This is a genomic window from Vibrio sp. E150_018 (assembly GCF_053544035.1).
Window position 1 is genome coordinate 1 of record NZ_JBHGNY010000001.1, and the last position, 21,694, is coordinate 21,694.

The window sequence follows — 21,694 nt, forward strand, 5'->3', positions numbered from 1 at the left end:
AGAGTGGTATCGTTATTCATGCTAGCCTCCTAATTTAGTTCTTTAGTAAACTAATTATGGCTCTGGCTTCGCTAACCCACGAAACTGGAGGCTAGCACCTTCGTGGGAGTCATTATGTCTAGCATTATAGGGTATTGTATGAATTTCGAAGAGTTATCAAAGGAAGAAATATTGTAGATAGCTACTCCCATCATGGATAACTTGATGCAAGCTTCAACGAACATTGATTATGAAAAACATGTTCGTGATTTTAATAAAAGAATGTTGAAAATTGTCACTAGAGATCATTTACAGCAAGTTTGTGTGAAATACCAAACAGAGAAAGGATTCTTCGCAGAGCGCTCTCTTATCGGGGTATATAGACGACCGGATTCTGCTGTTATTATTTGGAATCAAAAGTTTACAAAGGTTCCTGGTGAGTTTGTAGCTGAAATGGTTTTAGTACACGAAGATGGTCGGTATCTTGTAGATCATGCAATGGTGTTTTAATAAAATAGTGCTAACAAGCACTTTAATCTGTCCAATATCGAGCTAGCCACCTCATTAGCTCAAGCTATGTTTGAAAGCTGTAGCTACCCTCAATCGCGTCATTCCGGAAATGAGGAACGAATTATCCGGAATCTCTCACACCAATGAAACTTACGTGAAAGCGAGATCCCGCATCTTCTTCGCTTAGGCTCATGTGCGGGATAACAAGGCTGGAGCGATTCATTTCTATTTAAAAAACAGTTTATATTTGTGTATCACAACCAATACAATCAACACAAAAACGCCCTGAACTACTATGTTTGAAAGCTGTCGCTACCCTCAAGCGCGTCATTCCGGAAATGAGGAACGAATTATCCGGAATCTCTCACACCAAGGAAACTTACGTGAAAGCGAGATCCTGCATCTTCTTCGCTTAGGCTCATGTGCGGGATGACAAGGCCGGAGTGATTCATTTCTATTTACAAAAACAGTTTATATTTGTGTATCACCACCAATACAAAAACGCCCTGAACTTAAAAGCTCAAGGCGTTGTTTCATATGCGGATTTACCAGCTAACCATTAATAGTGATATGGAAACTTAGAGAAGTCTTTTGGACGTTTTTCTAAGAATGAATCACGGCCTTCGCGCGCTTCATCAGTGCCGTAGGCGAGGCGAGTGGCTTCACCGGCGAAGAGTTGTTGTCCAACCATGCCATCGTCAGTCATGTTTAAGCCAAACTTCATCATGCGTAGTGCAGTTGGTGATTTTTGGCAAATGATCTTACCCCACTCAAGCGCTTCTTTTTCAAGGTCAGCATGTGGAACCACTTTGTTAACCATGCCCATTTCAAAAGCATCTTGTGCGCTGTAGTCTAAACCTAGGAAGAAGATTTCACGCGCTTTCTTTTGGCCAACCATTTTCGCTAGATAAGCTGAACCGTAGCCTGAGTCAAAGCTCGCCACATCGAGATCGGTTTGTTTAAATACTGCGTGTTCTTCTGAGGCAATTGTCATATCACACACAACATGCAATGAGTGACCACCACCAGCAGCCCAACCCGGTACGACTGCGATCACGGCTTTTGGCATAAAGCGGATCAAACGTTGTACTTCTAGAATGTGTAGTCTGCCTAATTTTGCAGGGTCGATTTGGTCTTGTGGCATACCTTCGTATTTGTAGCCATCTTTGCCACGAATACGTTGATCGCCACCAGAACAAAATGCCCAGCCGCCATCGCGGGCACTAGGTCCGTTACCGGTCAGCAAAACGCAGCCTACATCGCTCCACATACGTGCATGTTCAAGCGCGCAAAAAAGCTCATCGACGGTTTTAGGTCGAAATGCGTTGCGACATTCTGGACGGTTAAAGGCGATACGGACTACTCCGGCATCTACTGCGCGGTGGTAGGTAATATCTTCAAATGAAAAACCTTCAACTTCTTGCCAATCTTCAGGGTTAAAAATATCTGAAACTTTATTCATGCTGACAGACCTTTATTTGGTTTAGTTCGATGTATTAATCTTGTTTTATTTCGGTAGCTAATGTTTGTTTTTTTAACGCGACCAGTGTGATTATCATAGAAACCACAGCCATGATCGCCATTAATAAGTAAATCGCATTGAAGCCTGCTGCCAAGGTTTCATGGCTATATTCCGCAAGGCTATTTTGTTTGGTAACACCTTCATGATTTAGGCTCAATTGGAATACGGTTGAACAAGCAGCAACGCCGATAGCTCCGCCTAATTCACGACCAAAGTTAAATAATGACATGCCAATACCGCGGTCTTTTGCTGGCAATACGTTTTGCACCATTACGCCAATCGCTGGCAGGGTAAAGCCGATGCCTAGACCTGCTAAACCAAGAGCTACCGCTGGATAAAAATGTTGTTGGATCATCGCAAAGCTAATTGCCGCCAGTAAAAACCCAAACAATGCATAGCGTTTGGTTTCACCTGATTTATTGACTAGCTTGCCACCGCAGTAAGCGCCAATAGTGATGCTAAACATGAAGATCACCATGATTTCGCCGCTGGCTGAAGCGGATAAACCACGCTGCCACTGCATTTGCATTGGTAGGTACACCAAAATGGCAAACATTAATAACTGTGAGCATAAAATCAGTAAGATGCAAACCAAGTAGTTGGGTAGTTTAGCTAAGCGAGCAGGCAGCATAGGATCGGAAACGCGTCGCTCAACCAAAACTAATATTAAGATTGAGGCAATAAACGCACCCCCCGTCCAGCCCATAGGAAGTTCGGCTTCGGGAGAGAGTAAAAGCAGTAAGCTGGTGGAGCCGATCATCAGCATCATCGCGCCTAGCCAATCAAATTTCGAATTACGCTTTTTATTTAAATGTGAAAGGTTACGACGAATCAAAAATACTGCCAGTAAACCGAGTGGGATATTAATCCAAAATACCCAGCGCCAGGATAAGTGTTCAGCAAAATAGCCGCCAAGCAATGGGCCAGCGATACTGGAAACCGCATAGACCATTGAGATGAAGCCTTGGTATTTACCTACTTCACGCGCCGGAATACAGTCGGCAATGACAGTAAAGGCGAGGGCAATTAAGCCACCACCACCGATGCCTTGAATGACACGAGCAATGATTAAGGTTGGTAAATCTTGCGCGAAGCCACATGCTGCCGAGCCTAGCACAAAGAGCGTAATGCCGATATACAGCATTTTTACTCGGCCTAGAATGTCACTGAGTTTACCATAAACCGGTAATACCGCAGTCGCCGCTAATAGATAGGCAGTGACGACCCAAGTGAGTGCATTGCCTGCATTGAGTTGCTCACCAATGATAGGCAGCGGGGTGGTGACGATGCTCTTTTCTAGCGATCCGAGCGCGATAACGAGTGCGACACTCATGAATATTTTTTGTGGTGAAACCGCTTTTTGTTCAGTCACTATTTTTCCTCAACACAACGTTTATCAAAGCTATTCTTGTTCAAAATGGATATTAGCCTAGTGCTTAATGAATCTGAACCACGGTATTGAGAGTTTAGTCTGTTATCCGCAGTTTAGACTGATTGATTCACTCTTTAGTCATTAACCAATAAACGATAAGTAACCTTGGATGATAATTAAGTTCACAATATCGATGAAAAAGGCACCGACAATTGGCACGACCATAAAGGCTTGTGGCGAAGGCCCGTAATGCGTCACAATTGAACCCATGTTCATTACCGCGGTTGGTGTAGCGCCCAAACCAAAACCACAGTGACCACCAGTGATTACCGCTGCGTCATAGTTTGAGCCCATCACACGGAAAGTCACATTGTAAGCAAACACCGCTAAAATAATGGTTTGTACACATAAAATGATCAGCAGGGGAATCGCGAGTGAAAAGATTTCCCATAATTGTAAACTCATCAAGGCCATCGCTAAGAATAGAGATAAGGATATGGTTCCGAGAATATCAACGGTATCGGTATTGAGTTTGTACTTGCCTGAAACTTCCAAAATATTAGTGATAATCACACCTAAGAATAGGGCATATACAAAGTCTGGGATCTTTAGCCAACGGATTTCAACGGTATTTACCCATTGCTCAACATAAACCGCACCCACTACGCAAATCAGCATCATAAATAACGTTTCAATCACGCGATAAGCTGAGACTTTATCTTCTTCACGGTCGTTGTAAGTTATGACATTTGGGAAATTATCGTGGTGCTTGTCACCGGTGCCATATTTTGACACTAGGGTGTGCTTTTGAATGCGTCGTTGTGCCACTGGTCCGCCAATGATACCACCAACAATTAAGCCGAAGGTGGCTGCCGCCATGGCAAATTCAAGAGTATTAATGCCATAGGTATTTTGGAAAGTGCTTGCCCAAGCTGCACCAGTACCGTGTCCACCAGATAGCGTGATAGAACCTGCCACTAAACCAAGTAGTGGGTTGATCTTCAGTGCTTCTGCTAAGCCAACACCTACCGCATTTTGAATAATGATATAGATAGATGCAACACCAAGGAAAATAAAGACTTTTTTACCACCTTTTAGTAACTGAGTGTAGCTTGCGGATAGGCCAACCGTAGTAAAGAAGAGCAGCATTAAGGTATGTTCTAGCGGTAAATTAAATTCAAGTGTGATGTTTTGGAAATGTAAGATTGTGCTAATAATCGCCACAATTAAGCCACCGACAATTGGCTCTGGGATTTTATATTTAGATAAAAATGGTACTTTGGAATTAATAGAATGACCGAGTAGCAACACGAAGATCGCGAGCAAAAAAGACTCGATAGAATTCACAGGATAAACTGTATTCATATACTGCCTCTAAAAAAGTAAAACTTAAAGAGTGAAAATGTAGACCGCCGTTATTGAGCATAAAGCTTGTTTTAACTTGACCTTCGGGAGCTTCATTCAAATCTCTTCTTTTTATAAGAGATAGGCTGCGTCAGATTAGTTTGAAAGGTGCTTACATCCTTCGCCAATCTTCCTTGCCTAAAGGATTGGATGATAGCTCTGAATTCTGCATCTTGAAGTCACTTGGGTATAGATATCATTGAGAGCAATTAGGACAGATGATCACACCGTTCGCTACTTATGTTTTGAAGTAACAAAAAGTTGCATCATTAGTGGCTCTAGTGGTTAGTAAAGTTTGATCTTGATTGAATTATTGACATGGAGTTTTCAATTTTATGACGTCAGAATCAAAGTAGGATTTAGTATGTTAAATAATAGTTTCGTATTTTGTTCTAGAGCCCGATTACTGGAGATTTTATGCCTGTTTTATTTTGCCAATCATGCTGCCGCGATACTCAACATAAAGCGATATTACGTAAGCGAGCGGAAGATGATATGTCATTAAAAAACAAGTTCCAAAAATTCAATGAGTTGATCAATCACCTTTTCAGCGGCGTACCTTACCACAAAATGGACCGTGTGTGTTTATGTCGTTATTGTAATCATCAAAATGCCGTATATTCATTAGATTCTGCTCATTGAGGACTTTATTTATCTAGACGATTTTTTATATACCAATACTTTTCTTTTGTCTGCTCTTACTACCAGCTAAAAACTCAAGTACAGTAAGTCATTATCACTCTATATCTAACATGGAAGTGCACAATGACGCGTTATTATGATCATGCTTTATCTCTCTGGAAGTATTTAAAATTCGATCAACCTCTTCAAAAAACGGATGCTTTATTACTTCTAGGCAGTTCTGATTTACGTGTTGGTGAGCGAGCCGCTGAGCTTTATCATCAAGGTATTGCCCCGTTATTGATTATTTCAGGTGGCAAAGGCCGAATGACCGATGAGTTGTTTGAACATTCTGAAGCGGAAACTTTTGCTAAAATCGCCATGGATTGCGGTATCCCTAATCATGCTATTTTACTTGAGGCTCAATCAACTAATACTGGTGAGAACTTTCGTTTCACGCAACAATTATTGCAATCTAAAGGGCTTACTCTCAGTAGTGTGACTTTAGTACAGAAGCCTTATATGGAGCGTCGTGCGTTGGCGACTTGTCAGCAACTATGGCCACAAGTTCAAGCTCAAGTCAGTTCTCCTCAATTTGAATTCCTCGATTATTGCAGTGCGCTGCATCCTTCTTCTGAAGTGATAAACCTGATGGTCGGTGAAATTCAACGCCTTAAAACCTATCCAAACCAAGGTTTCTTTGCTGCTCAAGATATTCCTGAATCGGTTGAACAAGCATTTTCTGTTTTATGCAATATTGGTTATGACGAGCACGTGGATGTGTAATATGAAAATGACGATCTCGACTCAATCATGGCCAATCAATGGTGCGTTTACTATTTCTCGCGGTTCGAAAACTCATGCTGATGTAGTGGTCGTCACTTTAGCTCAACAAGGACATGTAGGGCGAGGGGAGTGTGTGCCTTATGCTCGCTATGGCGAGTCGATTGAACAAGTGATGGCGGATTTAGAAACTATTTCGGAGCAGTTATCTCAAGTCGATTCAGCGCAAGATATTCAACAGTTACTACCCGCAGGCGCAGCACGTAATGCCTTAGATTGCGCTTGGTGGGATTTACACTGTAAACAGCAACAAAAGACCATTTGGCAGTTGCTTGAAATAGAGCCTCACGATCTTACTACGGCGTTTACTTTATCGTTAGCCAGCCCTGAAAAAATGGGTGAGGATGCCAAAGCCAATCAAACTCGCCCAGTGCTGAAATTAAAATTAGCCGGAGAAGGTGATATTGAGCGAGTTGCAGCAGTCAGACGCCATTCACCTAATGCGAAGATTATTGTTGATGCCAATGAAGGTTGGAATGTGGAATTGTATAATGCGATGATCCCTCAACTCAAAGCATTGAACGTGGCGATGATCGAACAACCGTTTCCTGCGGATAAAGACCATTGGCTTGATGGATTAACGCGTCCAATCACCTTGTGTGCCGATGAGTCATGTCATGGAGTTTCAAGCCTAGCTAAGCTGGTGGGGCGCTATGATATGGTCAATATTAAGCTTGATAAAACCGGTGGATTAACCGAAGCGCTTAAACTGAAACAAGCCGCTATCGAACAAGGTATGCAAGTTATGGTCGGTTGCATGGTCGGCTCATCACTTGGCATGGCTCCAGCTTTTGTAGTTGCTCAAGGCGCACAAATCGTTGATCTTGATGGCCCACTTTTATTAGCCCAAGATCATCTGCAAGGTTTTGAATTTGATATCTCTACAATGAAGGTGATGAGCCCAGAGTTGTGGGGGTAGAGGTCAGCAACTCCACCAACATATCCAAATAGTGCTCACAGGCATAATCTGCAGAAACTGGCGGTAATTCTACTGTTACGCACAATAAATCACGCTCGGCACACCAAGAACCAAATGATCCCGGCGTGTCGTAGCCAACATCTTTCACCATCGGCAAGTTCATTTTCTGAGATAACCAATGAGCTAAAGGTGAAAAGCTAGGATCGTCAATGCAGGCTAAAGGTTCATGAAATGAGGTTACCCATGCTGGATTGATCTCTTCAATTAGATGACATAATGCTGCGGTTTCTGGCTCTGAATTGCCTGTCTCACCGGTTCCTACTGCAACATCGCGCTCTGGCTCTTGAGTACTCCAACGATATACCGTGCCGCCTGCTTGCCAATTTTGACTCGCAAAGTTGCGGTTTAAATCTACTCCATTGGCATTAGTGCGAGTCCCTAATTGATTACCATCAGGGTTCATACTGAGCACAACATGGTGACGAAGTTGGCCAGTTTCTATTGAGCGCAACGCGCAAGAAAGATTCACGATTGAAGCAGTTTCGTCACCGTGAGTACCGGCGATAATCAGCCCGGTATTTTCATCTTGAATTTGCGCAGGGAAATAGACTAGTGGCGCACCGAGTACAGAATGACCATAGGTAGTGGGTTTGAATTGAAATTGAGCGCGTTGCTCACGAGGTCGAAGAATGACAGCCATACGATCTTCCTAATCTAGATTTGTAAATCCATTATTAAGCAGTATTACCGAATTAGGCTCACATAGAAAGTATAAAATCGTAATAAAAATATGGGTTAAAACGATAGTTAACGTTATAGTTATTATTATCTTTTCGACCATTACTTCTTCATTTACAAGGAAGCCTCATGCTCTCTTTTAAACCTTCAGTTTTAGCGTTAACCCTTTCTGCCCTTCTTTTACCTACTTCAAGTTTTGCGGCTCAAGTACCTGATGGTGTGACACTAGCCAAAAAACAAGAGTTGGTGCGTGGTAACGATGCAGAGGCGGCGACGTTAAATCCATTAAAAGCGGAAGGTATTCCTGAGATGCATATTCTGCGTGACTTGTTTGAAGGACTAGTGATTCAAAACCAAGATGGTAGTGTGGTTCCGGGTGTGGCAGAAAGCTGGGAAACTAAAGATAACCAAACATATACTTTCCACTTGCGCCAAAATGCTAAATGGTCGAATGGTGAACCTGTTACCGCACAGGACTTTGTTTATAGCCTACATACTGCGGTCGATCCAAAATTCGCATCACCCAACGCTTGGTATTTAAAACTGACCGGCATTAACAATGCAGAAGCGATCATTGATGGTAAACAGCCTGTTAAAAAGCTTGGTGTTAAAGCGCTAGATGAACATACGTTACAATTTCAATTAGATAAGCCTGTCCCATATTTTGTGGCTATGACGGCGCATACAGTGATGATGCCGATTCATCAAAAGTCGGTTGAAAAGCATGGTGATAATTGGACTAAGCCTGAAAATATGGTTTCCAATGGTGCGTATAAGCTAACCAATTGGGTGATCAATGAGCGCTTGGAAATGGAACGAAATCCTAATTACTGGGATAACAAAGATACCGTGATTAACAAAGTGACTTACATTCCATTTGAAAGCCAAACTGCGGCGATGAACCGTTATATGACGGGAGAAGTGGATATTACATCTGATGTACCGGTCGCGATGGTAGACAAGTTAAAACAAGAACACCCAGATGCTTATAAAATCACACCGCTGTTGTGTACTTACTACTACGCTTTAAACACCAAGCGTAAGCCGTTTGATGATCCTAGAGTACGTAAAGCGATTTCATACACTATTATGCGTGATGTAATTGCTAACGGCGTGACCAAAGGCAATGTGCCCGCTTATACTTTTGCTCACCAAGATGTTGCGAATTTCAAAGCGACACAGCCGGAATACAGCCAGTGGACACAACAACAGCGTGATCAAGAAGCGGCTAAGTTATTAAAAGAAGCAGGGTATGACCACAATAATCCGCTAAAAGCCGACTTACTTTACAACACCAGTGAAAACCATAAAGCGATAGCGGTGGCGATTGCCTCTATGTTGAAAAAGAATTTAGGTATGGAAGTGACGCTCGATAACCAAGAGTGGAAGTCTTACCTAGCCGCGCGTCAAGAACGTAACTTCGACATCATGCGCGCTTCGTGGTGTGGGGATTACAATGAAGCCTCAACGTTCTTAACCTTATTAGGCTCTGATAACGATAAAAACTTCCCATCTTATGTTAACCCTAAATACGATGAAGCCTTAGCTAAAGCTCAATCCGCCGTTGATTTAAAAGAGCGTAATCAATATTACAATCAGGCAGAACAAATGTTGGCGCAAGATATGCCGATCGCACCAATTTACTACTTTATGCAATCACGCTTAGTCGATCCAAAACTAGGGGGTTACCCAATGCACAATGCGGAAGGGCGTATTTACTCGAAGGATTTGTATTTTATCGATAAGTAATAAGAAATGTGTTCTTGAAATATCTCGTTAAAAAAATAATAAGGTTGGCGAGAGATTGCCAACCTTAGTGAGTACTTTAGCGGAAAGGATTAAACACTTTCTAAAGCATCGTCCTTGACTGATAAGATTAAATTTTTGGTATCAAATAAGAACGTATTATCTAAAGTAGAGATTATTAGTTGCTCAGTTTCTTGCTGCAAAGATAAAGGTCGGAGCAAACAGCTTGCTGCAATGAAGTGCTCTTTCTTACGCTCTAACTCCCACTCTAAATGATAAACATCTTGAGTTGCATCTGATATCACAACATTTTTACTTGTTTCCTGTTGATAGCCATGTGTGATGTTTGGAACTACATTTTCTTGATTATGCAGAGTTAATTGATAATCCTTATGTTTTCCTCGTAAAACCGTATGGCTTTCATTTGGTAGTGGTTGGCATTCTGTGTGTAATCGCCATTGTAATGATTGCTCTTGATCACAATGAATATGATCTAAAGTGACAACTCCATAGCTATCTATAACGATTAAGGTTCGAATAAATTGCTTTAACGAAGAGTATGCTTTCGTTAGATCGATTTGAACGCTATACCAATTCTTTCCTGCTTCTTGTTTTATGACACGAGCGATAGCATCTTCCGTATCAAGTTTTTGTCCTTGATGTTCAATTAATGGCAAGTTGTGGGCTTTGGTCGTTCTTGTCCATTGCGCGTGATGTTGACTACCAAAACGGTATCCATAACTACCACTTGGTACCAAAACATTATCTTCTTTATATATAAAAGCAATATTGCCCTGATCGGCGTGACGGTGGGAACTATTGCCAAATTGGCTTGCTCTGAAATAGAGATTTAAATCATTTTTTGCTGCTTTTCCCAGCCCCGAAAATTCATAATAGTGATGATAAAAACTCTGTTGTTTAACGGGGGCTTTAACAGCTGTTTTAGTTAAGAATTGATATTGTTTAATGGTTGGAATGATATCTAATAAATGTAAAAAATACGTTTCAATATTGTCTTCTAGCTTGTTCGATTGTTCTCGAGATCTTTGATCACCAAAACGTTCTGCATAAATACGTAATGGGTTTTGTGCAAAGAATCCTGGCCATTCTTGTCCGGTTCTTTGGCACCAAAATCCGTCACCAAATGGATGGATCGTATGATTAGGAACGACAAAATCTTGTGCGAATTGGTGGTAGTTTTTATAAAACGGATGCTCATAAAATGAGAAATCACTAATTCGTTCTACCGATAAGAAAAATGGGTGCTGCCATTTGGTATATGATGATGAATAAAATGGCCCTTCAGCCCAACTACCATCTTCACCACCATAAAAAGGTAATACACATTGGTAGATCATTAATGAATAGTCTAACCAACGTTCACAAATAGTTTCATCGTATTCTTTGAACAATGTTAATGCAGCTACACCAAGGTAACCTGGTAGTCTTGATGTATGTGAATGACCAGGAAATTGCTTAAATTTATCTTGTTCTAAACGTATTTCCATTTGATGCGCAATGCGAATTAGCATTGGTCTGATAAAGTCTTTTTCATCTTCAGTTAGTAATGGCGATAACCAATGATAAGCAAGGTATAAATTGCGAGATAAAGATAAACCGACTTCATCTCCCCAAGGGCATGGGCGCAATAATGATGCAGGCCCTTCTGGGCTCCATTCCGCAATGCGGCATAAAATTTCAGCCGCTTTTTTTCCTGAATCCTGATCCTTCCAAACTTTATAGAGTAGAGTGAGTGAAATAAGATCTCTATCTATCCACTTCCTAACATTTGTTATCGCAGTACGCTTACCCTCTTCTTCACCTCGACGATAATGAGTTGGGTAAGTAATAGCATCAACATCTGCTTGTTCAGCGGTCTTTTTTAATTTGTCATGTGCAGACCAAGACGAAATGCGTAAAGTTTCAATATCTTCATCAAAATACATTAACCACTGTTGTTTATCTTGGCATAAATTAAACAGTTGCTTTGCACTAGGAGGAAGATAACTCGTTGAGTGTTCAGTGATCTCAAATGTCATCCATTCTGTAGGAGAATCATTCTTATTAATTAATCGCCATTGATATTCACCATTTAATAAAATTAAAGGTAATTGAAATGGTGATTGAATCTCTTTCCATCGCCATGTTTGGTCTTGAGTGATTGAATATAATTCAACAGTAAAGACCTCTTCAAAATGAGTTTGTGGCCAGTTAAATCGAGGAGGGTTTGTTGGGCTAACAGATTGATTTTTCGGAGTAGTAAAGACTTGAAAGTCATGAGTGCGATTTAACATTAACATCTTAATTCTCCTTATTAAACCAATTGTATTTGCCCGTTTCTTTACAAATTTCACCAATTTGTTTGGCAGGAGAACCGGCCATGATGGCATAGGGAGGTACGTTACTTGTAACCACTGAATTTGCACATATTAAAGAGCAACGTCCAACTGTCACACCGGGAGTGATCACAACACCTGTCGTTAGCCACACACCATCTTCAACCGTGACTTTACCTTTAACTTCATCAGAGCGAGCGCTGAAATAATCGGTGGTTGGATCGTATAAGTGATTAGATGCCACAATAGAGACATGAGGGCCGACTAAAACATGTTGACCAATCGTCACATCGCCATTGATATAACTGTAAAGTCCTACATAAGAATGATCACCGATTTGGTTTTCACCAATACGTACGATTGCACCAGGGGCTAAACGAACATTTTCATTGGTAAACCCTAAAATTTTCGCTCGAGTATTATCGTCTTTTTGATTATTGCTTTGAGTGGTATACAACGTGAATTTTCTAAATTCGTCGCTTGTAAGTTCACCACCATACTTTTTTTGAACCGACATAGTTTCTCCACGGAAGGTAGGAATGTTATTCCTACCTTTTTAGTTGTTAAATTTGATTGACAATAAATTAGACCGTTTGAGGTTTTTTCATTTCAGTGCCAGATTCACTTCTTCGTGTTTTTAGTAGTAACACGCCTATACCAGCAATCAATATTGCGAGTAATACAAAGAGCGCTCTTCCCCATAGTGGATTTGGAATAAACATCAGAAGAGCTAAGAATATACCTGCAGAAATCAACATTTTACCAAGAATTTCATGCTGCTTATTATCCGCTTTGATGCTTTCAAGCGTATCTTCTACAACAACTTCAGTATCAATATTGGTAAAGAATTGTTCTATTTCTTTAGCACGTTCTGCTGATGGTTCTTTATAGAAGAGTTTAGATAGTACAAAGAAAGGTAATGTAATAGACATGTGTCCAATAACCCCTAATGTAACAGACTTCATTTCGGCAAACTCTCGAGCACTAAGTGGTTCGTTTAAGCCTAATAAGTGCTGGATCATTTCTGGTGTGATAACAAAAGCAATGAAAGCTGATACACACATACCGACAACAATTGTTCCCCATCCTGCCCAGTCTGGTGTTTTTCGAACAAAGAAACACATAATTGATGGAATCAATAGCGGGAAGCCTACAAGTGTCCCGACTAACATCATTAAGTCGAATAGACCAAACTCTTTCAATGAAGATAAAAATAGTGCTGAAATAATAATGATGATGCCAAAAACAGCCGTGAGTAATTTACTTACTCTCATTAGGTTTTGTTCACTAGAATCTTTACAGAAGTAAGGTTCATAAACACTTTTTAAGATAATGCCTGCGTTACGGTTTAGCGCTGAATCCATTGAAGACATGGTTGCTGCAAACATGGCCGCTAACATTAAGCCAACCATACCTAAGGGCATTTCTCTATGCACAAACATATAATAGGTTGCATCAGCCGTATTTTTTCCAAGTGCCTCTAATCCCCAAGTACTTGTATCTGGGTAATGTCCAGCAACAAACCAAGCAGGAAGGAACCACATCAAAGGACCAATGATCATAAGCGAGCAAGCTAACAAAGCGGCTTTACGAGCATTTCTGGTGTCTTTTGAAGCAATGAAACGGTAAGAATCGACCATGTTATTTGTACTGAAGAATTGCTTCACAAAAATACAAATAAACCAACCGACAAATAAATAAGTATGACTATAACCTTCACCAACGAGTTGCTGAGTTGGTAAGCCAACCTCTAAAAGATTAGTGACACCACCAGATTTCCATACTGCTACCAATGCTGCAATAAATGTCATCACAGTAATGATGAGCATTTGCATAAAGTCAGAGGCAATAACGGCCCAGCTTCCTCCAACCAGCGACATGAACAGTACGACTAAACCTGCACCAATAATGGTTTCTTCTAAAGGGATGTCGATTACCGCACTGGTGAAAACGGCCAAGCCATTTAACCAAATTGCAGCTTGTAGCACACTTAATGGGACATTCGCCCATGTGAATACTTGTTCATTGGTTTTACCTAATCGCATTCTTGCACCTTGAAGAGGACTGATTACACGCATTTGGCGAGCTTTAGCTGCAAAAAATAAGTAATTAACGAAATAACCTAACGCATTGGCAAAAAAGACAATAGCAACAGACATACCGCTGGTTAGTGCTTTACCCATTAAGCCTGTAAATGTCATTGCACTTAAAGCCATCATGAATGCACTTGAACCAACCATCCACCATAAAACATGACCGCCCCCCCTGAAGTAGTCACTGGTATTACTGGTTGCGTTTCTGAAAACCCAGCCTAATCCTATGAGGAAAGCAAAGTACACAAGTACTATAAAAATATTGATATCCATAATTATTATTCCTGTTGATGTAAGGTAAGCGATAAGCTTTTATTATTTAATTTATATCGCTGGCAACAAGTATGGGACTTGAAGCTCATTCCACTATAAGAGGGCTTATCAATTCATGGAAATGATATTATTGTATAACAATAATGCGTTTATCGAATGAGCAAAAAATGGATATTAAGACATTAAGAACCTTCTTAACGGTTGCCAGAATTAAAAATTTTTCATTAGCTGCAAAAGAGCTGAATAGTGTTCAACCTACGGTTTCTAGACATATATCAGATTTAGAAGGGGAGATAGGAGTTAAACTGTTCAACAGAACGACTCATCTTGTGGAATTGACCCCAGCAGGAAAGGTTCTTTTGCCTGAAGCGATAAAAATTATTGAAAATGATAAAAAGGTAAAACAATTAGTTGTTGAGGCAGATAGGCCTGCTGAACAATCGATTCGTATTGGTTACCTTGCGACCGCTTGCTCATTTTTCTTACCTAAATTAATAGGTGAATATTTAATCGATCATGAAAATATAAATACTCAATTGTATGAGATGTCTGTTGAAGAACAACGAATAGCATTAATTGAAAATAAAATTGATATTGGTTTTACACGCCGCTTATCCGATATTGATGGTAGTGAATTTGTAGTAAAAGAATTATATCAAGATGAACCAGTTGTGATTCTGCCGCTGAGTCATCCTTTATCTAAATGCACCGAAATCTCTATGTCTCAATTGAGAAATGAGAAATTTATTTTATTCAAAAAGTCGAATTGGCTTGAGATGTACGATCATATACATATGTTGTGTCAGAGTTATGAGTTTTCACCCAATGTGGCGTTCCATCCTGAAAACATGCGACACCTAGTAACATCGGTATCTTCTGGTTTAGGGATCTCGATTGTCCCTAGGTGCATTAAATTTATCTCAAAATCGGATTGCGTGTGTATCCCAATAAAAGAATCGCAACTTCTATGGCCTATTTATATTTATTATCGAAGGAGGCAAATTAATAATAATATTGAAAGCTTAGTTGACTGTTGTTTAAAGCAATCAGACAGCATTCAACAAACGATCAATAATTAAATCGATATATCTAAAGTAATTGGATCAAATGAATACCATCAACAAAACTGCAGCTTTAAGTACGATGGGTATGACCTCAAGATAATGTCATTCAGATCTTGAGGTTATTTGGGTATAGCCCCTTATTCGAATATTTGCCCAGAAATAGCCGGATGATAAATTGGTTGAACAACATTGCCTGCCGGATCGGTACAGTGAAAACTACGTGCACCATCACTATGATCGTGAGGGGTATCGATCAACGGAACTCCTTGGGATTGTAAAAATTCATACCATTGCTGCAACTCTTGTTTGCTATCTACCACAAAGCCAAAGTGATCAAGGTTATGGTGACCGCTTTCTTGCTCTGAATGGGAGCGAGACAGTGATAAGTTATCGTTGCCACAACTTAGGTAGACTAGGTTGTCATTCGCACGACGAAGTATCGCCATTCCCATAATCTCATGATAAAAATGGACACATTCCTCAAAAGCGTAGACCTGTAAAGCTAAATGTCTTAATCCATTAAATGGTTTTGGTCTTTGCATATATCCTCCTTAAATGACTTTGTATTATTTATTGTATACAATTGTGGTGATTTTGCTAAGCATGGAGGAAAATATGTTTTGTATCATTGTGAAAAATGAAGTGAAGAATGGATGTCGTGAGCAGTATTTATCGATCATGCAAGAGAATGCAAAAGCCTCAGTTTTAAACGAATCAGGCTGCCATGCTTTCGATGTGCTGGTGGATCAAATCAATGACCATCATTTTTATTTATATGAAATCTATCAAGATGAAAGCGCGTTAGCGGAGCATAAAAAGACCGAGCATTATTTAGAAAGTCGAAAATATCTGGCAGATATTGTTGAAAATGTCTCAGTCATTCGTTGTGATGTAGTTCAGCGAAATCAATAGTATTGAGAATAGAAAGGAGTAAATATATGAGTTGGAATGTCTACTTGTCAGGTGAAATACATACAGATTGGCGAAACCAAATTATTCAAGGTTGTGAAGAGAAAGGGTTGGATATCACATTTAGTTCAGCTGTGACAGATCATGAAAGTAGTGATGCGGCTGGCGATGGGCTAGGCGAGGAGTCTAATGCTTTTTGGCGCGATCATAAATCAGCCAAAGTGAACGCGATTCGAATTCAAAAGCAAATTAAGCAATGCGATCTAGCGATTATCCGCTTTGGCGATAAGTACAAACAGTGGAACGCTGCTTTTGATGCGGGTTATTGTGCTGCGTTGGATAAGCCTTATATTACCTTGCACAGTGAAGATATTATCCACCCACTAAAAGAAGTTGATGCCAGCGCACAAGCCTGGGCGATTAACCCTCAACAAGTCGTGGATATTTTGTCGTATTTGTTATTGCAGAAGTAAATTGTTGTTTAAATGAAAAAACTCTCGCCGATACGAGAGTTTTTTATTTAGGTAGCTTGTTTTATCTGTGGGTTAGGCTGCATTTGAGCTTTGCTCGAAGCTTTGATAATTACCCAATAAAGCATTATAAAACTCGCTGTCGTTCAATACTCCAACTAGCTTGCCATGTTCAACCATTAAAACGGGATGAGCGGTGCGATTTTTGAGTTCAATGGCATCACGCATACTAATTTCAGGGCTTGCCATGACCAGCATGTTGGGCTCAATCGCTGTTAAATCTTGAATTTTTTCCCATTCTACTAGTGTTAAAGACTCAGTACTGTTGATGGTTAGATTCTCTAAACTCGATGTTGAGGTCGGTTTTTCTATCCAGATCCCGGTATTCGCGCATAACTGAATGCGATGATCATCTGATCTAAGATCGTGAGTCGGCTGCATTAAAGAGCGACCTTTTAGCACGTTGAGTGGGTTTGTGTGTGCCACAAAATCTTTAACGTATTGAGTTTTAGGCGCGAGGACGATTTCTTCTGGTGTGCCGTGTTGAATTAAACGACCTGACTCCATAATCGCAATGTTGTTGCCGATTTTAAGCGCTTCATCTAAATCATGGCTGACAAACAAAATAGTCTTGTTTAATTTTTTTTGCAGTTCGAGTAGCTCATCTTGCAGTTGAGCGCGGATTAATGGATCGAGCGCTGAAAAGGGTTCATCCATCAGTAGGATATCGGTATCCATAGCGAAAGCACGTGCAAGACCGACACGTTGCTGCATGCCACCAGATAACTCGTGTGGGTGTTTATCTGCCCATTCTGCTAGGCTCACCATTTCCAATTGCTCGAGTGCTTTTTTACGGCGATCGGATTTGCTCATTCCCTTCATTTCTAAACCAAAGGCAACGTTATCAAGTACCGTCAACCAAGGCATTAAGGCAAACTTTTGGAATACCATGGATACTCGATGAGTTCGCAAATGACGTAAAGTTGTGCTATCGCAGTTCGCAAGATCAACAAGGTTATCACCATCTTTGATTTCTAATGAACCTCGAGAAATGGTATTCAGGCCATTGACCGCGCGTAGTAGGCTTGATTTACCTGAACCAGATAACCCCATTAATACACAAATTTCGCCTTCTTTGACCTTGATATTGACGCCATCGACCCCGACGACTTGGCCGGTCTGGTCAATAATATTTTGGCGAGATTTACCTTTGTCGAGTAGTTCTATCGCTTTGTCTGGGTTATCACCAAATACCACATCAAGGTTGTTAATTGTAATTGCGTCCATAATTATCCCTCTTTAGCTTGGTTTGGTGTTTTACATAAACGATCAAGAATGATGGCGACCAGAACAATCGCGAGTCCCGCTTCAAACCCTTGAGAAATATTGACGGTGTTTAATGCTCGGATCACTGGTTTGCCTAAGCCATCCGCCCCAACGAGTGCCGCAACGACAACCATAGAAAGCGATAACATAATGCACTGTGTGACACCTGCCATAATGCTTGGTAGCGCCGCAGGTAACTCGACTTTAAACAATAACTTCATTCGGCTGGCTCCAAATGCTTTACCGGCTTCCACTAGCTCTTCTGGCACTTTAATAATGCCGAGATAGGTCAAACGGATTGGGGCGGCGATAGCAAAAATTATGGTTGAAATCAGTCCCGGTACGATCCCCAATCCAAACAATACCAAGGTTGGGATTAAGTAAACAAAGGTTGGTACGGTTTGCATTAAATCTAAAATAGGGCGCATTAAGGTATACAACCAAGGGCGATGCGCTGCCATGATGCCTAGTGGGACGCCAATTAATACGGAAATCGTTGTCGCCGCGAAGACGAGAACAAAGGTTTCCAGCATTTCTTGCCAATAGCCCATATTTAAAATTAGTAGTAGTGAGGCAATGATGAACATCACTAAAGATAATTTACGGTGTAAATACCAAGCCAGTGCGGCGGTAACTACGATAGGGACTGCAGGTGGCAGCCATTGAAAAACACTGACTAGGCTCATTATGATGGTTTCAAGAAAGATAGAAATTGCATCGAAAAGTGTTGCTGCATTGATGGTGAGCCAATCGACAACAATTTCCATCCAATGCCCAAGTGGGATTTTATGATCGGTAATAAAATTCACAGTACTGCCTTATCTGGCGAGTTTACACCCACCAGCTCAATTGAAAATATTAAAAAAAGAGTGTTGCGTTTGCTAATTACTTCATGGATTGCTTGAGATAAGTAATGACTGCTGGTGCGGCAGCTTGACCATCCAGAGTTTTGACATTTTTGAGCCAAGTTTGGATTTGTTCAGGGTGTTGGCTTAACCATTCACGAGCAGCAATAGCAGGCTTCTTATTTTGGTTTAAGATTGAATTCATGATCTGGTTTTCCATTTCCAGACTGAATTTAAGATTGGTTAATAAGTTGCCGACATTTGGACACTGGGTTAAGTAATCTTGGCGTACGTTGGTGTGTACGCTTGCTCCACCATAGTTAGGGCCAAAGAAGTCATCGCCACCGGCAAGGTACTTCATTTCAACTTTGCTGTTCATCGGGTGTGGAGCCCAACCTAGGTAAACGATCCATTGATTACGACGTACTGCGCGGGTGACTTGAGAAACCATGCCAGCTTCACTAGATTCGACTAAGCGGAAGTCCTTTAGGCCAAAAGCATCTTGATCAATCATGCTTTGCAATAGGCGATTACCATCGTTACCTGGTTCGATACCGTAAATTCGGTCATTAAATTTATCGGCATTTTTAGCGATATCTGCAAAAGTTTTTACCCCAGCATCGTAAACATACTTAGGCACTGCCAATGTGTATTTAGCGTCTTCTAGGTTGGCACGCACGGTCTCTACTTTGCCTGATTCGCGGTATTTTTTGATATCGTTTTCCATGGTTGGCATCCAGTTACCAAGAAAGACATCAATATCGCCATTGGCCATAGAAGAGTAAGTCACGGGAACCGAAAGTAATTCTGTTTCGGTTTGGTAGCCCATGCCTTTTAATAGTTGGCTTGTAACGGCGGTGGTTGCGGTGATATCGGTCCAACCAACATCCGAAAAACGTACCGTTTCACATTGATTTGCGTAGGCGTTAAAAGTGGCTAGGCTGGTAAGTCCTAACGTAAATAGTGCTGTTTTTTTTAGTGGCATAATCATTCCTTGTAATCAGTGACTTGCTATTAATTATTCGGCCAGTGGTAAAGCGCGTACTGGCTGTTGGATGCGTTGGGTATGTTGCCAATTGGGGTCAATCCAAACCGCAACATTATCGGGAGTCAGTAATGGTCGACCTAAGATCATATCGGCGGCACGTTCAGCAACCATAATGGTTGGCGCATTTAAGTTGCCATTAGGGATAACTGGAAAAACAGAGGAGTCGACGATTCGTAGATTTTTAATGCCTAGGACTCGGCACTGCTCATCAACTACTGCCATAGGATCATTCTCTGCACCCATTTTGCAGGTACAAGATGGGTGATAGGCACTTTCTACGTTTTCTTTTACCCATTGATCAATCGCCTGATCGGATTCAACCTCAATACCGGGTTGGATCTCTGTGCCTCGGAAATTATCCATAGCAGGTTGAGCTAAAATTTCACGAGTAAGGCGAATACAGTCTCGCCAGTCTTGACGGTCTTGATCGGTTGAAATGTAATTAAATTCGATGCTTGGCTTTGCATGAGGGTTACTGGATTCAATCGCGACGCGACCACGACTTTCTGGTTTATTCGGACCAACATGAACTTGAAAGCCATGACCATCAAATGCGGCTTGACCATCATAACGCATGGCGGCTGGTAAGAAATGGTATTGAATATTCGGCCATTTCAAGCCTTTACGTGAGCGGATAAAAGCGCAAGATTCAAAGTGGTTGGTAGCACCTAACCCAGTGCGTTTTAAGATCCATTCAGCGCCAATTAAGCCTTTGCTAACTAAACCGAGTTTGCTATTTAACGTGATGGGTTGTTTACACTCATATTGAAAGTAAACTTCTAAGTGGTCTTGTAGGTTTTCACCCACACCAGGTAATTCGTGCTTTAACTCTACGCCAGCTTGTTTTAATGTTTCGCAATCGCCGATGCCTGATAGTTGAAGCAGTTGCACCGAACCAATAGAACCGGCACTTGAAATCACGTCTTGATCCGCATAAACCTGAACGATTTTTCCAGATTTTTCGAATTCAATCCCACGTGCGGTTTTGCCTTCGAGTAAGATTTTATGAGCGACGATACCCGTTAATAACGTTAGATTAGGACGTTTAAGTGCTCGGCGTAGATAAGCGTTGGAAGTGGAAGCACGCACGCCACCATCAACCGTCATGTGCATCGGGCCAAAGCCTTCTTGCTGATAGGCGTTGTAGTCTTGGGTTTCTGGATAACCCGCTTCTTTTCCAGCATCAATAAAAGCTTGGTATAAAGGGTTACGATCCATGTTATTACCGTTACAGGTACCAACAGGGCCGTTGCCACCACGATAATCATTAGCGCCTTCGAACCAGCTTTCCGCTTTACGAAAGTAAGGTAAACAGTTTTGATAATTCCAGCCTTGTGCGCCAGATTCTTCCCATTGATCAAAATCACAAGCATGGCCACGTACATAAACCATACCGTTAATCGAGGAACTACCACCAAGTACTTTTCCGCGAGGGCAGTGTAATTGACGGCCATCAAGACCAGACTCTGCTTTGGTTTCAAATTGCCAAGCGTACTTATCACTGTTCATCGGATAAGAAAGTGCGGTGGGCATTTGAATGAAAATACTTTTATCACTGCCACCAGCTTCTAATAGTAAAACGTTATGTTCACCAGATTCGCTAAGTCGGTCGGCTAATACGCAGCCGGCCGAACCCGCACCGACGATAATATAATCGTAGTGTTGTTGCATAAGAT

The 21,694-nt window shown here is 41.1% G+C and carries 20 protein-coding genes; 8 read left to right on the plus strand and 12 right to left on the minus strand.

The window, feature by feature from the left end:
- The first annotated feature begins 192 nt into the window (after positions 1-192).
- Positions 193-489 (plus strand): hypothetical protein, encoded by a 297-nt coding sequence (locus tag ACE3G9_RS00005; RefSeq protein ID WP_449218077.1) that lies wholly within the window; start codon positions 193-195, stop codon positions 487-489.
- Between the two features lie 559 nt (positions 490-1,048).
- On the opposite strand, the gene ACE3G9_RS00010 is transcribed toward ACE3G9_RS00005, so the two are convergent.
- The 3 genes from ACE3G9_RS00010 to gltS all read right to left on the minus strand — a co-directional run bounded on the left by ACE3G9_RS00010 (position 1,049) and on the right by gltS (position 4,748).
- Entirely contained in the window at positions 1,049-1,951 is a 903-nt protein-coding gene (locus tag ACE3G9_RS00010; protein ID WP_193000112.1) for a 1,4-dihydroxy-2-naphthoyl-CoA synthase, read from the minus strand.
- 34 nt (positions 1,952-1,985) lie between these two features.
- Positions 1,986-3,344 carry an MDR family MFS transporter gene (locus ACE3G9_RS00015; RefSeq protein ID WP_417881014.1) on the minus strand — a complete coding sequence of 453 codons (1,359 nt, stop codon included), beginning with the start codon at positions 3,342-3,344 and terminating at the stop codon, positions 1,986-1,988.
- A 180-nt stretch (positions 3,345-3,524) separates the two neighbouring features.
- Positions 3,525-4,748 carry a sodium/glutamate symporter gene (gene gltS, locus ACE3G9_RS00020; RefSeq protein ID WP_417881008.1) on the minus strand — a complete coding sequence of 408 codons (1,224 nt, stop codon included), beginning with the start codon at positions 4,746-4,748 and terminating at the stop codon, positions 3,525-3,527.
- 456 nt (positions 4,749-5,204) lie between these two features.
- Between gltS and ACE3G9_RS00025 the strand changes: the two genes are divergently transcribed.
- The 3 genes from ACE3G9_RS00025 to dgcA all read left to right on the plus strand — a co-directional run bounded on the left by ACE3G9_RS00025 (position 5,205) and on the right by dgcA (position 7,170).
- Positions 5,205-5,429 (plus strand): hypothetical protein, encoded by a 225-nt coding sequence (locus ACE3G9_RS00025; RefSeq protein ID WP_417881007.1) that lies wholly within the window; start codon positions 5,205-5,207, stop codon positions 5,427-5,429.
- A gap of 123 nt (positions 5,430-5,552) precedes the next feature.
- Positions 5,553-6,194, plus strand: coding sequence for a YdcF family protein (locus ACE3G9_RS00030; protein ID WP_417881006.1), 642 nt, complete (start codon positions 5,553-5,555; stop codon positions 6,192-6,194).
- Between the two features lies 1 nt (position 6,195).
- Positions 6,196-7,170 carry an N-acetyl-D-Glu racemase DgcA gene (gene dgcA / locus ACE3G9_RS00035; protein ID WP_417881005.1) on the plus strand — a complete coding sequence of 325 codons (975 nt, stop codon included), beginning with the start codon at positions 6,196-6,198 and terminating at the stop codon, positions 7,168-7,170.
- Here the strand turns inward: dgcA and mpaA are convergent.
- Positions 7,133-7,870 carry a murein tripeptide amidase MpaA gene (gene mpaA / locus ACE3G9_RS00040; protein ID WP_449218078.1) on the minus strand — a complete coding sequence of 246 codons (738 nt, stop codon included), beginning with the start codon at positions 7,868-7,870 and terminating at the stop codon, positions 7,133-7,135. The two genes, dgcA and mpaA, sit on opposite strands and share 38 nt — an antisense overlap.
- Positions 7,871-8,037: 167 nt before the next feature.
- Between mpaA and ACE3G9_RS00045 the strand changes: the two genes are divergently transcribed.
- Positions 8,038-9,657: a peptide ABC transporter substrate-binding protein gene (locus ACE3G9_RS00045; RefSeq protein WP_449218079.1), complete on the plus strand. Its 1,620-nt coding sequence runs from the start codon at positions 8,038-8,040 to the stop codon at positions 9,655-9,657.
- Positions 9,658-9,746: 89 nt separating this feature from the next.
- Here the strand turns inward: ACE3G9_RS00045 and ACE3G9_RS00050 are convergent, their stop codons facing one another.
- From ACE3G9_RS00050 to ACE3G9_RS00060, 3 genes are all read right to left on the minus strand, one after another.
- On the minus strand, positions 9,747-11,954 hold the full coding sequence (locus tag ACE3G9_RS00050) for a heparinase II/III domain-containing protein (RefSeq protein ID WP_449218080.1): 2,208 nt from the start codon (positions 11,952-11,954) through the stop codon (positions 9,747-9,749).
- A 1-nt stretch (position 11,955) separates the two neighbouring features.
- Positions 11,956-12,507, minus strand: coding sequence for an acyltransferase (locus ACE3G9_RS00055; protein WP_449218081.1), 552 nt, complete (start codon positions 12,505-12,507; stop codon positions 11,956-11,958).
- 67 nt (positions 12,508-12,574) lie between these two features.
- A complete protein-coding gene (locus ACE3G9_RS00060) occupies positions 12,575-14,356 on the minus strand; it encodes a sodium:solute symporter family transporter (protein WP_449218082.1) in 1,782 nt (593 codons plus the stop codon).
- Between the two features lie 167 nt (positions 14,357-14,523).
- Between ACE3G9_RS00060 and ACE3G9_RS00065 the strand changes: the two genes are divergently transcribed.
- Complete coding sequence (locus tag ACE3G9_RS00065) at positions 14,524-15,435, plus strand: LysR family transcriptional regulator (RefSeq protein ID WP_449218083.1); 912 nt, start codon at positions 14,524-14,526, stop codon at positions 15,433-15,435.
- A gap of 122 nt (positions 15,436-15,557) precedes the next feature.
- Here the strand turns inward: ACE3G9_RS00065 and ACE3G9_RS00070 are convergent, their stop codons facing one another.
- On the minus strand, positions 15,558-15,962 hold the full coding sequence (locus ACE3G9_RS00070) for a VOC family protein (RefSeq protein ID WP_449218084.1): 405 nt from the start codon (positions 15,960-15,962) through the stop codon (positions 15,558-15,560).
- Positions 15,963-16,035: 73 nt separating this feature from the next.
- On the opposite strand from ACE3G9_RS00070, the gene ACE3G9_RS00075 reads away from it, so the two are divergent.
- Both ACE3G9_RS00075 and ACE3G9_RS00080 read left to right on the plus strand, forming a co-directional pair.
- Positions 16,036-16,332, plus strand: a complete 297-nt coding sequence (locus ACE3G9_RS00075; RefSeq protein WP_449218085.1) for a putative quinol monooxygenase — start codon at positions 16,036-16,038, stop codon at positions 16,330-16,332.
- A gap of 26 nt (positions 16,333-16,358) precedes the next feature.
- Positions 16,359-16,802, plus strand: a complete 444-nt coding sequence (locus ACE3G9_RS00080; RefSeq protein WP_449218086.1) for a YtoQ family protein — start codon at positions 16,359-16,361, stop codon at positions 16,800-16,802.
- 72 nt (positions 16,803-16,874) lie between these two features.
- Here the strand turns inward: ACE3G9_RS00080 and choV are convergent, their stop codons facing one another.
- From choV to betA, 4 genes are all read right to left on the minus strand, one after another.
- Positions 16,875-18,086 carry a choline ABC transporter ATP-binding protein gene (choV, locus tag ACE3G9_RS00085; RefSeq protein WP_417880999.1) on the minus strand — a complete coding sequence of 404 codons (1,212 nt, stop codon included), beginning with the start codon at positions 18,084-18,086 and terminating at the stop codon, positions 16,875-16,877.
- A 2-nt stretch (positions 18,087-18,088) separates the two neighbouring features.
- A complete protein-coding gene (gene choW / locus ACE3G9_RS00090; protein WP_417880998.1) occupies positions 18,089-18,934 on the minus strand; it encodes a choline ABC transporter permease subunit in 846 nt (281 codons plus the stop codon).
- Between the two features lie 76 nt (positions 18,935-19,010).
- Positions 19,011-19,955 (minus strand): choline ABC transporter substrate-binding protein, encoded by a 945-nt coding sequence (locus ACE3G9_RS00095; RefSeq protein ID WP_417880997.1) that lies wholly within the window; start codon positions 19,953-19,955, stop codon positions 19,011-19,013.
- A 33-nt stretch (positions 19,956-19,988) separates the two neighbouring features.
- Positions 19,989-21,689 carry a choline dehydrogenase gene (betA, locus tag ACE3G9_RS00100; RefSeq protein WP_449218087.1) on the minus strand — a complete coding sequence of 567 codons (1,701 nt, stop codon included), beginning with the start codon at positions 21,687-21,689 and terminating at the stop codon, positions 19,989-19,991.
- Positions 21,690-21,694: the final 5 nt, after the last annotated feature.

Bases quoted from the DNA above. Each gene is read 5' to 3' on its own strand.
- mpaA (WP_449218078.1), bottom strand. From the start codon at position 7,870: ATGGCTGTCATTCTTCGACCTCGTGAGCAACGCGCTCAATTTCAATTC.
- betA (WP_449218087.1), bottom strand. From the start codon at position 21,689: ATGCAACAACACTACGATTATATTATCGTCGGTGCGGGTTCGGCCGGC.
- ACE3G9_RS00060 (WP_449218082.1), bottom strand. From the start codon at position 14,356: ATGGATATCAATATTTTTATAGTACTTGTGTACTTTGCTTTCCTCATA.
- gltS (WP_417881008.1), bottom strand. From the start codon at position 4,748: ATGAATACAGTTTATCCTGTGAATTCTATCGAGTCTTTTTTGCTCGCG.
- ACE3G9_RS00095 (WP_417880997.1), bottom strand. From the start codon at position 19,955: ATGCCACTAAAAAAAACAGCACTATTTACGTTAGGACTTACCAGCCTA.
- ACE3G9_RS00025 (WP_417881007.1), top strand. From the start codon at position 5,205: ATGCCTGTTTTATTTTGCCAATCATGCTGCCGCGATACTCAACATAAA.
- ACE3G9_RS00075 (WP_449218085.1), top strand. From the start codon at position 16,036: ATGTTTTGTATCATTGTGAAAAATGAAGTGAAGAATGGATGTCGTGAG.
- ACE3G9_RS00070 (WP_449218084.1), bottom strand. From the start codon at position 15,962: ATGCAAAGACCAAAACCATTTAATGGATTAAGACATTTAGCTTTACAG.
- ACE3G9_RS00080 (WP_449218086.1), top strand. From the start codon at position 16,359: ATGAGTTGGAATGTCTACTTGTCAGGTGAAATACATACAGATTGGCGA.
- ACE3G9_RS00045 (WP_449218079.1), top strand. From the start codon at position 8,038: ATGCTCTCTTTTAAACCTTCAGTTTTAGCGTTAACCCTTTCTGCCCTT.
- ACE3G9_RS00015 (WP_417881014.1), bottom strand. From the start codon at position 3,344: ATGAGTGTCGCACTCGTTATCGCGCTCGGATCGCTAGAAAAGAGCATC.
- ACE3G9_RS00030 (WP_417881006.1), top strand. From the start codon at position 5,553: ATGACGCGTTATTATGATCATGCTTTATCTCTCTGGAAGTATTTAAAA.
- ACE3G9_RS00005 (WP_449218077.1), top strand. From the start codon at position 193: ATGGATAACTTGATGCAAGCTTCAACGAACATTGATTATGAAAAACAT.
- dgcA (WP_417881005.1), top strand. From the start codon at position 6,196: ATGAAAATGACGATCTCGACTCAATCATGGCCAATCAATGGTGCGTTT.
- ACE3G9_RS00050 (WP_449218080.1), bottom strand. From the start codon at position 11,954: ATGTTAATGTTAAATCGCACTCATGACTTTCAAGTCTTTACTACTCCG.
- ACE3G9_RS00065 (WP_449218083.1), top strand. From the start codon at position 14,524: ATGGATATTAAGACATTAAGAACCTTCTTAACGGTTGCCAGAATTAAA.
- ACE3G9_RS00055 (WP_449218081.1), bottom strand. From the start codon at position 12,507: ATGTCGGTTCAAAAAAAGTATGGTGGTGAACTTACAAGCGACGAATTT.
- ACE3G9_RS00010 (WP_193000112.1), bottom strand. From the start codon at position 1,951: ATGAATAAAGTTTCAGATATTTTTAACCCTGAAGATTGGCAAGAAGTT.
- choV (WP_417880999.1), bottom strand. From the start codon at position 18,086: ATGGACGCAATTACAATTAACAACCTTGATGTGGTATTTGGTGATAAC.